This window comes from Sphingomonas sp. S-NIH.Pt3_0716, assembly GCF_003950715.1.
GTDB lineage: Bacteria > Pseudomonadota > Alphaproteobacteria > Sphingomonadales > Sphingomonadaceae > Sphingobium > Sphingobium yanoikuyae_A.
In genome coordinates, this window is sequence record NZ_QLJK01000009.1 from 50701 (window position 1) to 65256 (window position 14556).

15 protein-coding genes and 1 tRNA gene are annotated in these 14556 nt (G+C 65.3%); 8 read left to right on the forward strand and 8 right to left on the reverse strand.

Annotated features, from left to right (window positions below; translation table 11 throughout):
• The first annotated feature begins 186 nt into the window (after nt 1-186).
• Nucleotides 187-2151, forward strand: a complete 1965-nt coding sequence (gene rlxS / locus BRX37_RS09255) for a relaxase/mobilization nuclease RlxS (protein ID WP_125986621.1) — start codon at nt 187-189, stop codon at nt 2149-2151.
• Nucleotides 2152-2198: 47 nt separating this feature from the next.
• A complete protein-coding gene (gene xth / locus BRX37_RS09260; protein WP_125986498.1) occupies nt 2199-2996 on the forward strand; it encodes an exodeoxyribonuclease III in 798 nt (265 codons plus the stop codon).
• Here xth and BRX37_RS09265 read toward each other — a convergent pair.
• From BRX37_RS09265 to BRX37_RS09285, 5 genes are all read right to left on the reverse strand, one after another.
• Nucleotides 2993-3328: a hypothetical protein gene (locus BRX37_RS09265; protein WP_125986500.1), complete on the reverse strand. Its 336-nt coding sequence runs from the start codon at nt 3326-3328 to the stop codon at nt 2993-2995. The two genes, xth and BRX37_RS09265, sit on opposite strands and share 4 nt — an antisense overlap.
• Nucleotides 3325-3903: an alpha-ketoglutarate-dependent dioxygenase AlkB gene (locus BRX37_RS09270; protein WP_125986502.1), complete on the reverse strand. Its 579-nt coding sequence runs from the start codon at nt 3901-3903 to the stop codon at nt 3325-3327. Before BRX37_RS09270 ends, BRX37_RS09265 begins: the two co-directional genes overlap by 4 nt.
• Nucleotides 3900-4307 carry a nuclease gene (locus BRX37_RS09275; RefSeq protein WP_125986504.1) on the reverse strand — a complete coding sequence of 136 codons (408 nt, stop codon included), beginning with the start codon at nt 4305-4307 and terminating at the stop codon, nt 3900-3902. Before BRX37_RS09275 ends, BRX37_RS09270 begins: the two co-directional genes overlap by 4 nt.
• 388 nt (nt 4308-4695) lie before the next feature.
• Nucleotides 4696-5367, reverse strand: a complete 672-nt coding sequence (locus BRX37_RS09280; RefSeq protein ID WP_318276649.1) for an OB-fold nucleic acid binding domain-containing protein — start codon at nt 5365-5367, stop codon at nt 4696-4698.
• A gap of 544 nt (nt 5368-5911) precedes the next feature.
• Nucleotides 5912-6424 (reverse strand): outer membrane protein assembly factor BamE, encoded by a 513-nt coding sequence (locus BRX37_RS09285; protein WP_004209273.1) that lies wholly within the window; start codon nt 6422-6424, stop codon nt 5912-5914.
• A 162-nt stretch (nt 6425-6586) separates the two neighbouring features.
• On the opposite strand from BRX37_RS09285, the gene BRX37_RS09290 reads away from it, so the two are divergent.
• The 3 genes from BRX37_RS09290 to dinB are packed head-to-tail and all read left to right on the forward strand — an operon-like array spanning nt 6587 to nt 8802.
• Complete coding sequence (locus BRX37_RS09290; protein WP_125986506.1) at nt 6587-7114, forward strand: ubiquinol-cytochrome C chaperone family protein; 528 nt, start codon at nt 6587-6589, stop codon at nt 7112-7114.
• A complete protein-coding gene (locus BRX37_RS09295) occupies nt 7111-7656 on the forward strand; it encodes a YceD family protein (RefSeq protein WP_010335814.1) in 546 nt (181 codons plus the stop codon). The genes BRX37_RS09290 and BRX37_RS09295 overlap by 4 nt, the downstream gene beginning before the upstream one ends.
• 48 nt (nt 7657-7704) lie before the next feature.
• Entirely contained in the window at nt 7705-8802 is a 1098-nt protein-coding gene (gene dinB, locus BRX37_RS09300) for a DNA polymerase IV (RefSeq protein WP_125986508.1), read from the forward strand.
• Between the two features lie 3 nt (nt 8803-8805).
• Here dinB and BRX37_RS09305 read toward each other — a convergent pair whose 3' ends face one another.
• Entirely contained in the window at nt 8806-9609 is an 804-nt protein-coding gene (locus tag BRX37_RS09305) for a DUF1134 domain-containing protein (RefSeq protein ID WP_010335812.1), read from the reverse strand.
• A gap of 231 nt (nt 9610-9840) precedes the next feature.
• Here BRX37_RS09305 and BRX37_RS09310 point away from each other — a divergent pair.
• Both BRX37_RS09310 and BRX37_RS09315 read left to right on the forward strand, forming a co-directional pair.
• Nucleotides 9841-9932, forward strand: a tRNA-Ser gene (locus tag BRX37_RS09310).
• A gap of 199 nt (nt 9933-10131) precedes the next feature.
• Nucleotides 10132-10407 (forward strand): HU family DNA-binding protein, encoded by a 276-nt coding sequence (locus BRX37_RS09315; RefSeq protein ID WP_004209236.1) that lies wholly within the window; start codon nt 10132-10134, stop codon nt 10405-10407.
• Between the two features lie 111 nt (nt 10408-10518).
• Here BRX37_RS09315 and BRX37_RS09320 read toward each other — a convergent pair whose 3' ends face one another.
• Nucleotides 10519-12048, reverse strand: coding sequence for a UxaA family hydrolase (locus BRX37_RS09320; RefSeq protein ID WP_125986623.1), 1530 nt, complete (start codon nt 12046-12048; stop codon nt 10519-10521).
• Nucleotides 12049-12094: 46 nt separating this feature from the next.
• Between BRX37_RS09320 and uxaC the strand changes: the two genes are divergently transcribed.
• Nucleotides 12095-13504, forward strand: coding sequence for a glucuronate isomerase (uxaC, locus tag BRX37_RS09325; RefSeq protein ID WP_125986510.1), 1410 nt, complete (start codon nt 12095-12097; stop codon nt 13502-13504).
• A 4-nt stretch (nt 13505-13508) separates the two neighbouring features.
• Here uxaC and BRX37_RS09330 read toward each other — a convergent pair whose 3' ends face one another.
• Nucleotides 13509-14543: a LacI family DNA-binding transcriptional regulator gene (locus tag BRX37_RS09330; protein ID WP_017499412.1), complete on the reverse strand. Its 1035-nt coding sequence runs from the start codon at nt 14541-14543 to the stop codon at nt 13509-13511.
• Between the last annotated feature and the right edge of the window lie 13 nt (nt 14544-14556).

Consider the following 14556-nt stretch of genomic DNA (forward strand, 5'->3'; position numbering starts at 1 on the left):
GGAAGGAAAAGGGAGCAGGAAGAGAGGGGAAACAAGATAAAGGCAGTGTCTCGCGACCCCTGACAGGTCCTTGTCTGCACATCCTTTTTTTACGAGACATGCAGTCGCGGCCGCGAGACAGTCAGGGCGGGAGTGGCCGAAATCAGCCATTTCATCCTCGAAATCGCGAGGCTGAGGCACGTGGTGATGTCTGACGACGATTTTACCCCCAGGCTCGGCAGCCAGCGCGGCACGGACGGCAAGAAGGTCGTCAAATATGGCGGACGCATACGGGCTGCTGCACGCCTCGCGGGTACGAAGAGTGGGGTCCGCTCGCGACGGTTTGACGGCAGTCGGATCGGGCGCGGCGCGAGCATGGGGCGATTGCTGTCGAGCCGCGACCGGCTCGCGGGTTTTCGCGGGCGCCGTGCCGTGGTGAAGGCGAGCTTGATCCGCCTGGCTGGCAAGAGCGGCCAGGCCGCCCGCGCGCACATGCGGTACATCCAGCGCGACGGGGTGACGCGCGAGGGCTTGCCGGGCAAACTTTACGGTCCCGAGACCGACCGTGCAGATGGCGGTGATTTCCTCAAGCGGACCGCCGGCGACCGCCATCAGTTTCGCTTCATCGTCTCCGCCGAAGACGGCGCGGAATATCCTGACCTCAAGCCCTATGTCCGGCGACTGATGACCCAGGTCGAGCAGGACCTCGGCACGAAGCTGGACTGGGTCGCGGTCGATCACTTCAACACCGAGCGTCCGCATACCCACATCGTGCTGCGCGGGGTGGATGATCAGGGCGACAATCTGGTCATTGCGCGGGAGTATATTTCGCACGGGCTTCGCGAGCGCGCCTCGGAGCTTGTGACGCTCGACCTTGGCCCCCGGACCGATCAGGAAATCGAAGCGCGCCTGCGCCACGATGTCGACCAGGAACGGCTGACCTCGATCGACCGCAGGCTGGTTCGCCGCATCGAGGTCGACCGAACGGTGTCGCCGGCCGACAACGATCCCTTCCAGCAGTCGGTCGCGGCGGGACGGCTGCGCAAGCTCAAGGCGATGGGCCTGGCCTACGATGTTGGTAACGGACGCTACAGGCTCGCTGAGGGGCTGGAGGAAACGCTCCGCCGGATGGGAGAGCGCGGCGACATCATCCGCCTCATGCAGCGAGAGCTGACCGCCCGCAGGCTTGACCGTGCCGGCGTCGAGCAGGTCGTGTCAATTGACCTGCGGGAACCGATCATCGGACGGGTGATCCGGCGCGGCTTTTCCGATGAGCATCGCGACCGACATTATCTGATGGTCGACGGGGTCGATGGCCGGGTCCATTATGTCGATATCGGCCGAAGCGATGCCACGCCATCGGTTCCCGAAGGATCGACGGTACGAGTCGCGCCGTCGCGGATCGAGGCGACCCAGGCTGATCGCACCGTCGATGCGGTCGCCCGCGCCAATGGCGGGCGCTACTCGATCGACCTGCACCTGACGCACGACCCGGGCGCCAGCGAGGCGTTCGCAGCCAGCCATGTCCGACGGCTCGAGGCGATGCGGCGCGCAGGGACTGGTCCCGAGCGCCTCGCTGATGGAAGCTGGACGATCACCGACGATCATCTCGCTCGCGCCGATGCCTATGCGAGAGCCCAGCAGCGCGACCGGCCAGTCACGCTGGAATTGCTGTCGCGGTCCCCGGTCGACGAACTGGCAGGCAAGGAAGCCCCGACCTGGCTTGATCGCGCGCTTGCCGGGGGTGGTCATGGCGCCGTGCGCGACGTGGGATATGGACGGGAGGTGCGGACCGCGCTCGCGGCGCGGCGGCAGTGGCTCGTCGAGCAGCAACTGGCGGACGACGAGCGACCCGGATTTCGCTACCGGGGCGGCGCGCTGGACACGCTACGGAGACGTGAATTGCAGCACGCTGGCCAGGGGCTCGGCGACCAAATCGGGAAACGGTTTGAACCCGCGCGGATCGGCGAGCGGATCGAGGGAAAGATCGCCCGTCGGCTCGACCTGGAAAGTGGGAGTTTCGCTGTTGTCGAGCGATCGCGGGACTTCACGTTGGTGCCGTGGCGCGACGTGCTCGAGCGCAACATCGGCAAGGCCGCTTCGGGCATCATGCACACGGATGGAATAAGCTGGCAATTCGGGCGCGGCCGAGCGGGGCCGACCATCTCCTGAAGTGAGGGTAGGCGGAACGACTCGTTGCGCAATGCACTTCTCCTTGCGTGAAGATCGCGACCTACAATGTGAACGGCATCAATGGCCGCCTCGCGCTGCTGTTGCGCTGGCTGGAGATGGCCGAGCCGGACGTGGTCTGCCTCCAGGAATTGAAGGCCCCCGATGCCGCGTTTCCCGAGGCCGCCATTCGCGATCTCGGCTATGACGTGATCTGGCAAGGGCAGCCGCGCTGGAATGGCGTCGCAATCCTCAGCCGGGTTGGAGACATCTACGAGACCCGTCGCGGCCTTCCAGGCGACCCCGACGATGACCAGAGCCGTTACATCGAGGCGGCGGTCGACGGTGTGCTCATCGCAGGCCTTTACCTGCCCAATGGCAATCCCCGGCCAGGTCCCAGGTACGACTACAAGTTGCGCTGGTTCGAGCGCTTGCACGACCATATCGCAGGCCTCTACGCGCTTGATGCACCCGTCGTCGTCGCCGGAGACTTCAACGTCATACCGACCGATCTCGACGTCGATGCGCCCGAGCGCTGGCGCGATGATGCGCTGTTCGCGCCGGAGGTCAGGCAGGCTTATGCCGACCTGGTCGCGTGGGGATGGACCGACGCCTTGCGCCATCTCCATCCCGGCGAGCATATCTACACCTTCTGGAAATATTGGCGCAGGTCTTTCGAACGCGACGCGGGGTTGCGCATCGATCACATCCTGCTCAACCGGCCGGCTGCCACTCGTCTTGTTGCAGCGGATGTCGACCGCACCCCGCGCGGCTGGGAAAAGACCAGCGACCATGCGCCGGTATGGGTAGAGCTTGCCGACAAGGTCAAGCGTGGTGGAAAGACCTAGTCGTGCTCTTTCGAAACCTCGGCATACCAGTCTGCATAAGGGCCGGTGCGGGCGAGATGACGGTTGAGGTCAGGTGCGCCGTCTTCCCACCAGACCGGACCGCGTTCGCCCAGGGCGACCTTGGCGCGATCGACTGCGTCATGTGCCGCCTTTTCCGCCACTCGGTCACCCGTTCGCTTTGCGGCACCGACGGCGCGGCGGGCGTCCATAAGCTCGCCGACGAGGCGGTCACGAAGCCCAGCATCAAGCGCTGGATTGCTGGTCCGCCACAACCGCCCGCGCACGACGAAGTAACGACCGTCGGGCGTCTTGGGATAGTCCCGCCCGCTCACCCCGTGCGGTTCCGGTCAGAAAGGCTCCGAAAGGTGATCGACCAGCGAGGCTGTTCGATAGGGGCGATACTATGCTCCCAGTGGTGGCGCACTTCACCCGACAGGTGATAGATCGAGCGGCCCATGAGTTCGGCTTTTGCCCGTTCGAAACCGCGCGCGTTTCGGCGACGCAGCCGCAGCGTTGCTTCTTGTCCCAGAGAAATGCCGACGACATGCTCGAAGACCGGTCGATCCTTATGCCATCCGATCCCTGCGCCCGGGTCGTAGCGGATCAACAGCGCCTGGACTAGATCCGCCGGAAGGAGGCCCGCGAACCGTGCCGCCCGCTTTCGGACATCGTCGAGCCATTGCGGCAATGGCTCGGTGGGCGCGAAGACGCCGGTCTCGAAGTCGTAGCTCCAGCCATAGGAACGGGTAAGCCGCTTTCCGGTCCATTGCTGGAAACGAAATGGGCTGAGGCTGGTCTGGTCGATATGTGCGATCAGCGTCGCTTCCTCGGCGGCCGAGATAAACTCGTCGGCCATCGCCAGGCCAGGAACGGCGGGCATTTCGAAGAGATCGAGCATCGCGTTCATGTCGGCCTTCCGCGGCCACCCTCAGCACCGCCCGCGGTGCGCAACAGGCTGCCGACCGGGCGTCCGCCCGGCGTGCAGGTTGCGACGACACGGTCGTAGCTTCGCCGCCCGGCGCGGCAGGCGCGCGGCTTGTCCATCACGGTCCGTTCGAGGCGGGGCGTGGCTTCGATGCCGCCGGGTTCGCGCAGTTCCGGCGCATAGAAGTCAGCGAGCCGGATTTCGATCCAGCTTGCCGGACGGCCGGCGGGACCGACGCACTGCCCGTCGCCATCCTCGACATAGCGCACCACGCCGGAGAACGCCCTGCCCTTGTACGGCAAAGCGCCCTCGCAAGGATCGGCAGACGCCGGAGCTGCCCAGACGCCTGCGACACAGACGGCGATGATCATTACACGGCCTTTCATGGTGCAGGCGATATAGGAAGGACGGCCTCTCAAGTCACTGTGCCTCCGTTGCTGCGGATCTGGCGGGCGAACCCATTGTATGTGGCGTAGAGGCCTGGCTTTGACCGATCTCGTGATCCGAACCCGCCGCTTTCCAGGCCGAGACCAACCAGTCATCGGCTACCCAAGACCGCAGATTCCATAGCGCCAAAGCGACACCGCGCGACTTCGTCTTCCGCGGGTCCCGGTAGCTTCCCGAAGGACATTGAGCGCGCGACTGATCGTGCCTGCAATGCGCGCATCGGTCTTAGCGGAAGCCATGGCTGCGGATGCGCATCATTTTCTCTTCGTTCGGCACAGGGTTGAACGGGCGATAGGAGAGCGTCCTTCCCTTCGGAAAGCCTGAATCTTACGGGTCCGGGCCGCCGCCGCTGATCGCGCCATCGCCGTGTCCCGGCATGCTCCGCACATCGGTGATGCGATCGCAGATGACATGGATGACTTCGCGTTCCTTCTGGAGCCGCCCGCGCATCGCGATCATCGAGGCGGACATGACCTGGCGGCGATAGATCTCGAAGCGATCGGGCCAGAGGATAGCTTGCGCGACGCCGGTCTCGTCCTCGATCGTCGCGCACAGCATGCCCTTCGCCGAAACGGGGCGCTGGCGCACGAGAATGACGCCAGCGACCTCAATATTGCGACCGTCGCGGATTGAGGCGAGATCGGCGCACTTGACGATGCGCATGTCGTCCAGGTCGGCCCGCAGGAACTGGAGCGGATGCGCTCGGAGCGAGATGCCGGACGAGCGATAGTCCTCAACGATGTCGCAACCCTGGGCCATTGCCCTGACCGACACTGCCGGCTCGATGCCCCCAGACGAAAAGCTGCCCTTCCGTGCATCGGCCGCAGCGAACAGAAGCAGCGGCGCTTCGCCGAGGACATTGACCTTCCATAGCCCCTGCCGGCGATTCTCGGCTATGCAGCGGAAGGCGTCGGCCTCCGTCAGCTTCTCGATCGCGGCGCGCGGCGCGCCTGCGCGCCGCCAGACTTCCTCAACGCTGTCATAAGGGGCCGGGGCCACGGGCGCCGACGATCGCTGCGCCGTGGACATGGGTAAGCCCAAGGATCTGACCGAGGCCCAGCCTCACCGCGTTTTAAACTGGGTCAGCTGACCGAGCAGTCTGCTCTCAAGGATCAGTCCGCCGTGGATCACCTTGTTTGTGTCGATGCTGAATGCATCGTATGCCATAGGCGCGGGATACAACGATGACCCGCCCAGACGAAGCACTGATTGAAACGTCTTGCATACGGATCGCCACGGTGTCCACGATCATCCAGCCTTTTCCACGCATCCGAAGTGTGCTAATGCTGCTTACGGCGACTTCGTAAGTCTATGATTTGACTGCGAAATCAACTGCTTACGCGGTGCCCCAGAATGCTCTTCTGGGCACCATTTTCCTTCGGTGAGGAAGGAAGCAAAAACCGCCGGAAACGGCGGTTTTTTTTGTGTCTATCGCAGGGCGAGCCGCTGCCGATCCGATGGCCAGGTCATGCCGTCCGAACAAAAACGCCGCCCGGTCCATGATGGACAGGACGGCGCCTATATCTTCGCGATGCGGCCAGCCTTAGCTGCCGTTCGGGCCGCCGCCCGGACCGGCGCCACCGGCCGAGCCGGCACCCATGGCACCCACGGCACCGATATTGCCGAAAATCTCGTCGAACAGGCTGCGATGACGGCCCAGCGTCGGGGTCTTGTCGCCGGTCGGCGAGATGTGCGCGACCTGCTCCAGGCCCATGCGATCGACCGCGACCACGTTACCGGCCGGATCGAACCGGACATGCAGCACGGTCTGCGACACCGGCTTGGGGTTGGAGAAGGCGAGCGAGCGCATGTCGCGCGACACATAATACCAGTCCTGTTCGCCGAACTGGGCGACGAAGCTGGGACGGCCCAGCGTGCCTTCGACCGAGGCACGGTTGTCGATGCCGGGCTGGACGGAGTCCACCAGCAGCTTGTCGACCTGATAGCCCTGATGCGTGCGGATGCGGGTACAGCCCGATGCGCTGATCACGATCGCGCCGAGGCCCAGAGCCAGCAGGAAACGCCCGCGGCGGGACTGGCGGCTAAACTTGCGCATGGTCTTCTCCTGCGGGGACGGGCCCGCGAACCCAAGAAACAGAAAGCCGCCATTGCATCGGGCGGCCCAGCGATCAATATGGAAATGCGCAGGCCCCGGCAAGGGGCGCACGCGCCCGCGAAGCCCGCTGGCCCACATTCCATCACGAAAAGACGGCAACCCATGTCCCAATCCCGTCCTTCCTTCCTCCAGCGCCTGCTGGGCCGCGATGATCCGAAGGCGGGCCTGATGCCGCTTTATCATGCGGTGGTGGCCGAGGGACGGCAGCCACACTGGTATCTGCAGGGCGGTGTGCCCGATACGCTGGACGGCCGGTTCGACATGATCGTCGCGATATTGGCGCAGGTGCTGATGCGGCTGGAGACGCTGGGCGCGGCGCAGGAGAGCGTGTGGCTGACCGAGCTGTTCGTCGACGACATGGACGGCCAGCTTCGCCAGGAAGGGATTGGCGATGTTGTCGTCGGCAAGCATATCGGCCGGATGATGAGCGCGCTGGGCGGACGGCTGGCGGCCTATCGTGCGGCCTTGACGGCGAAGGGTGATCTGGAGGATGCGCTGCGCCGAAACCTGTATCGCGGTGATGCCCCGTCGACGGACGCCCTGGCCCATGTCGAGGGCGCGTTGCGCGCACGCTGGACAAGGCTGGCCTGCCTGACCCGCGACGCCTTGCTGGCTGGAGACCTTGGATGAGCGACATGATCGAATTTTCGCGCCCGGTGCGCGCCGACCAGCTGGGCAAGCTGGGTGACAGCCTGGTGACCATCAGCGCCGATGAGGGCGAGCGCGCCGCGCTGATGCGCCGTTTTGCGCTGCTGGCGCTCGACCGGCTGGAGGCGGACTATCGGCTGAGCGCGGAGGGCAGCACGATCCTGGCGCGCGGTCGGGTCCGCGCCACCCTGGCCCAGCCCTGCGTCGCCACCGGCCTGCCGGTGCCCGAAACCATCGACACCGATTTCCTGCTGCGCTTCGTGCCCGAGAGTGGCGATCTGCCCGAGGGCGAGGAGCTGGAGCTGGACGCGGAGGATTGCGACACGATCGGCTATGACGGCAATGTCATCGACATGGGCGAAGCGGTGGCCGAGACGGTCGCGCTGGCGATGGAACCCTATCCGCGCGCGCCGGAGGCCGACAGCTATCTGCGCGAGGCCGGGGTGCTGACCGAGGATCAGGCCAGCCCCTTTGCCGCGCTGCTGGCCATGGCCAAGGATGAAAAGGGCAAGAAGAAGGGCTGACACGCCCGACTGTTTCCCTTTCGTTCCCATGGTGGCATAAGGCCGGCCATGGACGCCCCGCCGCCCGCGCTGCGCAAGATCATCCATATCGACATGGACGCCTTTTATGCGTCGGTCGAACAGCGCGACGATCCCAGCCTGCGCGGCAAGGCGATCGCCGTGGGTGGCGGCGGTCCACGCGGCGTCGTCGCCACCTGCAGCTATGAAGCGCGGAAATTCGGCGTGCGATCGGCGATGCCGGGTGCAAGAGCGCGGCGATTATGCCCCGAGCTGCTGTTCGTGAAGCCGCGGTTCGAGGTCTATCGCAGCGTATCTGCCCAGATCCGCGCGATCTTCGCGCGCTTCACCGACATGATCCAGCCGCTCTCGCTCGACGAGGCCTATCTGGACGTGACGCAGAACAAGCCGGGCATCGCGTCAGCGACGCAGGTGGCGCAGGAAATCCGGCGGCTGATCCAGGAGGAGACGGGCCTCACCGCATCGGCCGGCGTGTCCTACAACAAGCTGATCGCCAAGCTGGCGTCGGACCAGAACAAGCCCGACGGGCTGTGCGTGGTGCGGCCGGCGGAAGGCGCCGACTTCATGGCGCGCATGCCGGTGCGGCGGATTCACGGCATCGGCCCGGTCACCGCCGAACGGATGCACAAGCTGGGGATCGAGACCGGCGCCGACCTGCGCGATCGCGACCTGCCTTTCCTCCAGACCCATTTCGGCAGCAGCGCGCTCTTCTATTATCGTGCCGCGCGGGGTGAGGACGATCGGCCGGTGCATGAACGGCAGGAGCGCAAGTCGGTCAGCGTCGAGGACACCTTCTTCGAGGATCTTGTCGCCGAGGAGGCCCTGCTGCGCGAAATCGAGCGGATCGCGCAAAGCCTGTGGGCCCGGATCGAGAAGGCGCAGGCCTATGGCCGGACCGTGGTGTTGAAGGTGAAGTTCGCCGATTTTCGCATCATCACCCGGTCGCGCAGCTTTGCCGCGCCGGTTCGATCGGTCGAACAGTTGGTGGACGCTGGCTGTACGCTGCTGAAGGCGCAATTGCCGCTGCGCATGGGGGCCCGGCTGCTGGGCCTGGGCATCCATAATCTGGAAGGCGAGGGAGAAGCGGGGGAGAGCGGCGACGCGGGCGCCCAACTCTCCCTGCTATGACCGTCAGAAGGGCAGCCAGGTCCGCTTTTCGCTGAACTTCATATAGCCGGCATTGACGCCGAGGCGATAACCGACGCCCAGGCGGATCGGGATCAGCACCACGCTGCCCCAACGCAGATAGCTGGCGGTGAAGCCACCGACCAGATAGGCGGTGCCTTCGGCCGCCGGGAAGCGATGGTAGAGATCCTGGCTGTCATAGAGATTATAGACCAGGACGAAGGTGTTGGCGGCATTGCCACCGACGTCGAAGCCGATCGACGGGCCGGTCCAATAGACTTCGCGCTTGCCCTCGATCTTGTGGTTGAGCGTGCCCGAACCATAGCGCAGGCCGACCACGAAGGCGCCGGACGCCTCGCGCCCGGAAATATAGGCATTGGGCTGGCCCTGATCCTTGAGGATCTTCTCGATGATGCCGGCCAGGCCCTCGGCACCCTTGCCGAACACGCCTTCGGCCGCGCCGATCAGATCATCTTCCTGATAGGATTCGCCCGGCGCCATCGCGGCCGGCGGCGAATTGGAGGTGACCGGCGCGCCGGTGGCGGTGGCACCGCCGGCAGCGGGAGCGGCATTATAGGTGCCGGAATCAGTCGAGGTGGCTGGCGGCGGCAGGCTGGAGTCGACGCCCGGATCGGTCGGCGTGCTGTTCTGGACCGGCGGCGGCGCGAGATCGGAATCGATCGCCGTGTTGGGATCGACCGTGCGAATCTGCGCGCTGGCGACCGGCGCCAGCAGGAGCCCGCCGAGTGCCGCCATCAGGGCACCCACCCGTGCGAAGCGGGCGCCCGTGCGCCCCATGCTGCCGATCATTACCCGATACTCCCCGAAGCCCGCTCTTGAAAACATCCGTCAGATTATCCGTCGCCAAGCTGAAACGACAATGAACGAACGCCCACCGGAGTCGATTCTAAGCCAGATTGAATCCGATTGTGCAAATCCGCATGAAAAATCGCACATTTGGACCGTTGCCATGGATCAAAGCCGTCGCTATAGCCCGTCGCCTAGCCACTGCCTCCCGGTTTCCGGTAGGCAAATTCGTGCGGAGACGTGGGTGAGTGGCTGAAACCAGCGGTTTGCTAAACCGTCGTAGCCTTAAGGGGCTACCGAGGGTTCGAATCCCTCCGTCTCCGCCACCTTTCCACTGACGATGATCCGGCCGCTCAGGCCGCAATATCGGCCTTTGACCGGCCGGTTGGCATGCGCGCATGCACAAAGCGTCTGAAACGCCGCATTAACCGCACTTTTAAGCGCAATCGGACGCTCAGGACCGATGGACCTTGGCTTTCGTGCCAGCTATGCAATGCGCGCCAACAACAAAGGAAAGCCTATTCCATGAACAACAGCGACCTCGCCGACACCCTGGCTTCGGCCCACAACATCACCAAGGCCGATGCCCGCAAGCTGGTCGATGGCGTGTTTGCCGCGATCGCCGATGCTGCTGCCAAGGGCGAAGAAATCTCGCTCAACGGCTTCGGCAAGTTCAAGGTCAAGGAGTCGGCCGCCCGTGAAGGCCGCAATCCTTCGACCGGCGCGACCATCCAGATCGCTGCCTCCAAGAAGCTCGGCTTCACCCCCGCCAAGGCGGTCAAGGACAAGCTGAACGGCTGAGGAACTGGCCCGGTGCCCGCCTGATGGCGCGGCGCCGGGCTTATTCTGCCGGCATCCTCCGGTCCCGCACGGACGGATCGCCGCAACGCCCATTGATCCTTGGGCGAAAAGCTAAAGGGTTACGCCGCGCTTCCAGATGCCGATGGCGCGTTCGTCATTCACCTCGTTCCGGGCCGGCGCACCGCTGGCAATCGCGACGATATGCGCCAGCAGCGCATCAGCCGCGGCATCCATCCCTTCCTGCAGGACGCGTCCGGCGTCGAAATCGATCCAGCCCGGCTTGCGATCGGCCAGCGCGCTGTTCGACGCGATCTTGACCGTCGGCACCGGACTGCCAAGCGGCGTGCCGCGACCGGTCGAGAATAAGGTCAGGGTTGCGCCAGCCGCCGCCAGCGCCGTCGTCGACACGGCATCATTGCCGGGGCCTTCCAATATGGTGAGGCCGGTGCGGCTGATACGGTCGCCATAATCGATGACGTCGGTCACGGTGGCGATCCCGCCCTTCTGCACCGCGCCCAGCGATTTTTCCTCCAGCGTGGTGATGCCGCCGGCAATATTGCCGGGGCTGGGATTTTCCGACACCGGTTCGCCATGGTCGAGGAAATAGCGTTTGAAGCGATTGACCACCTGCGTCAGCCGATCGAACACGGCCTCATTCTCGGCGCGCTGCATCAACAGCGTCTCGGCACCAAAAATCTCCGGGATTTCGGTCAGGATCGCGCTACCTTGCGCCTGGGCCACGGCATCGGCCATGCGGCCGATCAGCGGATTGGCGGTGAGCCCGCTCATTGCATCGGAGCCACCGCATTTGACCCCTAGGCGTAACGCCGAAAGCGGCACATCCTGCCGCTGATCCGCGCTGGCGAGATCGATCAGTTCAGCAAGCGCCGTCATGCCGGCCTCGAACTCGTCGCTTTCGCTCTGCGCGCGGACGGTGCGCAGCCGGGCGCGCCGATCCGGCGGAATGCGCGACAGCAGCGCATCGAGCTGGTTGGATTCGCAGCCCAGCCCGAGCAGCAATACGCCGCCGGCATTGGGATTGAGCGCCAGAGAGGCGAGAATCGCGGCCGTGCCGTCCAGATCCGCGCCGAGTTGCGAGCAACCAAAGGGGTGATTGAAGGCATGGACGCCATCGATACGCCCCTCCGCCAGCGCCGCCCCCTTCATTGCAAGCCGCTCGCCCAATCGGCCGACACAGCCCACGGTCGGGAGAATCCAGATTTCATTGCGGGTGCCGACGCTGCCGTCGGCGCGGACATAGCCGCGAAAATGCGGGACGGGCCGGTCCGTCTGGGATAGCGGCTGCGGCTGCGCGCCGGTGAAGCGATAGGCCAGTTCGCCCGAAAGCGCGGTGTGAAGATTATGGCTGTGGACATGCTCGCCGGCCAGGATGGCCCGTGTCGCCAAACCGATCGGCGCGCGATAGCGGCGAACCGCCGCGCCGGCCGCGATATCGTGGAGCGCGAACTTGTGCCCGGCCGGGACCGGATCGCGCAACTGCACATCGGCCGCGCCGACGCGCACCGTCTGCCCTGCCTCCAGCGGGTGCAGGGCGACGGCGACATCATCTTCGGGCGCGACCTGAAGGGCCAGCAGCGGGGCGGTTTCGGCAAGGATCGACATGGGTTTGGAATAGGCCATTGCCAGCGTTGGCACAAGGCGGTAACCGGCGGACAAGGAGATCGCCATGCATCCGCTTACCCTGTCGCCCGACCGCCTGTTCCCCGCCGATCCCACGACCCGTTCGATCGCCCGCGCGCTCTATGCCGAAGTCGCCAACCTGCCGATCATCAGCCCGCATGGCCATACCGACCCGGCCTGGTTCGCCACCAATGCCCCCTGGTCCAACGCGACCGAACTGCTGCTGGCGCCCGACCATTATCTGTTCCGCATGCTCTATTCGCAGGGCATCGCGCTGGACGATCTGGGCGTGCCGCATCGCGGCGGCCTGCCCGATACCGATCCGCGCGCGGCATGGCGCCTGTTCGCCAGCCATTATCATCTGTTCCGGGGCACTCCGTCGAGCATGTGGCTGGACCATGTCTTTGCCGAAGTGTTCGGGCTGGACGTGGCGCTGGACGCACAGAGCGCCGACCAGCTCTATGATGCGATCAACGCGGCGCTCGCCACCGACGCCTTTCGCCCACGCGCGCTGTTCGAACGCTTCAACATCGAATTGCTGGCGACGACCGAAGGCGCGGACGACGATCTGCGCCATCATCAGGCGATCCGGGAATCCGGTTGGCAGGGGCGGGTGGTCACCACCTATCGCCCGGATTCGGTGATCGACCCCGAGCATGAGGAATTTCGCGACGCGCTGATCCGCTTCGGCGACATGACCGGCGAGGATGTCGAAAGCTGGCAAGGCTATCTCGCCGCCCATGCCAAGCGGCGCGCCGATTTCCGCGCCATGGGCGCGACCGCGACCGACCATGGCTTTGCGACGCCGCGCACCGCCAACCTGTCGACCGTGGAATGCGAGGCGCTGTTCGCGAAGATCGTCGGCGGCACGGCCGATGCCGACGATGCCGAACTGTTCCGCGCCCAGATGCTGACCGAAATGGCCAAGATGAGCCAGGCGGACGGCATGGTGATGCAGATCCATCCCGGTTCGTGCCGCAACCATAATGCCGCGCTGTTCCACAGCCATGGCCGCGACAAGGGCGCCGACATCCCGATGCGCACCGACTATGTCGGTGCCCTCAAGCTGATGCTGGACGTGGTCGGCAATGACGCCAACCTGACCATCATCCTCTTCACCCTGGACGAGACCACCTATGCCCGCGAACTGGCGCCGCTGGCCGGCCATTATCCCTGCCTGCGGCTGGGCCCGGCCTGGTGGTTCCATGACAGTCCGGAAGGGATGCGCCGCTTCCGCGAGATGACGACGGAGACCGCCGGCTTCTACAATACGGTCGGGTTCAACGACGACACCCGCGCCTTCCTGTCGATCCCGGCGCGGCATGATGTCGCCCGTCGCATCGACTGCGCCTTCCTGGCACGGCTGGTCGCCGAACATAGGCTGGCCGACTGGGAAGCGGCCGAGCTGGCGCAGGAACTGACCGTCGGGCTGGTGCGCCGCGCCTATCGGCTCTGATCGGTCAGGCGGGCGCCGGACCGCTCGATTCCGCCTCCACCAGGCGCAGCGGCGGGGGCAGTTCGGCGGTCACGGCCTGCCCCTCGATCCGGTCGATCAGCTGCTGGGTCGCGATCCGCGCCATGTCGCCAAAGGGGCGCCAGATAGTCGTGAGCGCCGGCGACACGACATGCGACAGCAGGCTGCCGTCGAAGCCGACGACGGACAGCGACTGCGGAACGGCAATGCCCTTGATTCCCGCGCATTTGAGGACACCGGCAGCCATGACGTCATTGGCGGCGAAGATCGCCGTGGGCGCAGTTGGCAGCGACAGGAAACGCTCGGCGGCAGCAAGGCCCGACTGGAAGCCATAATCCCCCTCCGCCTCGTCCAGCAAAGTGACACCGGCGGCGGCCAGCGCCTCGACAAAGCCCGCCCGGCGCTCCTGCGCGGAAATGGCGTTGGCCGGGCCGCCGACCATCGCGATGCGGCGATGGCCAAGTTCCAGCAGATAGTGCGCCACCTGTGCGGCCGCCTCGCGCTCGGGCGACAGGATCACATCGGCATAGCCGGTGATCGGCAGGGCCGACAGGGCAACGGCGGGGATATGCTCGCGCGCCAGCGCTTCGGGCAGGCCGGCAATGCCCGATACCGGCGGCAGCACCACCAGACCATCGGTGCGTGAGCGACGGACGAATTGCAGCACATCCTCGACCGAGGCGGCGGCATCCATGGGCGTGGGATGGACCACCAGTTCATAGCCGCGCCGGCCCGCTTCGCCGACGATACCGCGCTGCACGGCGTCGAGCACCAGCGCATTGCGATCATTATGGACCATGCCGATCAGGAAGGAGCGGCCCATCGCGAAGGCGCGGGCGCGCATGGAGGGACGGAAATTGAGCGCCGCAATCGCCTTCTGGACGCGCTCGCGGGTTTCCGCATTGACCTTGGGCGACTGGTTGAGAACCCGTGATACCGTTCGGATCGAGACGCCCACCGCAGCGGCGACATCGGCAATGGTGGAATCGCTTCCCTGCGGACTGTCCTTTGTTGATCGCATCTTTGCGGCTAGC

Coding starts and splice junctions, on each gene's coding strand:
- BRX37_RS09290 (WP_125986506.1), top strand. CDS start 6,587: ATGTCCCAATCCCGTCCTTCCTTCCTCCAGCGCCTGCTGGGCCGCGAT.
- BRX37_RS09285 (WP_004209273.1), bottom strand. CDS start 6,424: ATGCGCAAGTTTAGCCGCCAGTCCCGCCGCGGGCGTTTCCTGCTGGCT.
- rlxS (WP_125986621.1), top strand. CDS start 187: ATGTCTGACGACGATTTTACCCCCAGGCTCGGCAGCCAGCGCGGCACG.
- BRX37_RS09305 (WP_010335812.1), bottom strand. CDS start 9,609: ATGATCGGCAGCATGGGGCGCACGGGCGCCCGCTTCGCACGGGTGGGT.
- BRX37_RS09330 (WP_017499412.1), bottom strand. CDS start 14,543: ATGCGATCAACAAAGGACAGTCCGCAGGGAAGCGATTCCACCATTGCC.
- BRX37_RS09320 (WP_125986623.1), bottom strand. CDS start 12,048: ATGGCCTATTCCAAACCCATGTCGATCCTTGCCGAAACCGCCCCGCTG.
- BRX37_RS09315 (WP_004209236.1), top strand. CDS start 10,132: ATGAACAACAGCGACCTCGCCGACACCCTGGCTTCGGCCCACAACATC.
- uxaC (WP_125986510.1), top strand. CDS start 12,095: ATGCATCCGCTTACCCTGTCGCCCGACCGCCTGTTCCCCGCCGATCCC.
- BRX37_RS09270 (WP_125986502.1), bottom strand. CDS start 3,903: ATGAACGCGATGCTCGATCTCTTCGAAATGCCCGCCGTTCCTGGCCTG.
- dinB (WP_125986508.1), top strand. CDS start 7,705: ATGGACGCCCCGCCGCCCGCGCTGCGCAAGATCATCCATATCGACATG.
- BRX37_RS09275 (WP_125986504.1), bottom strand. CDS start 4,307: ATGAAAGGCCGTGTAATGATCATCGCCGTCTGTGTCGCAGGCGTCTGG.
- BRX37_RS09295 (WP_010335814.1), top strand. CDS start 7,111: ATGAGCGACATGATCGAATTTTCGCGCCCGGTGCGCGCCGACCAGCTG.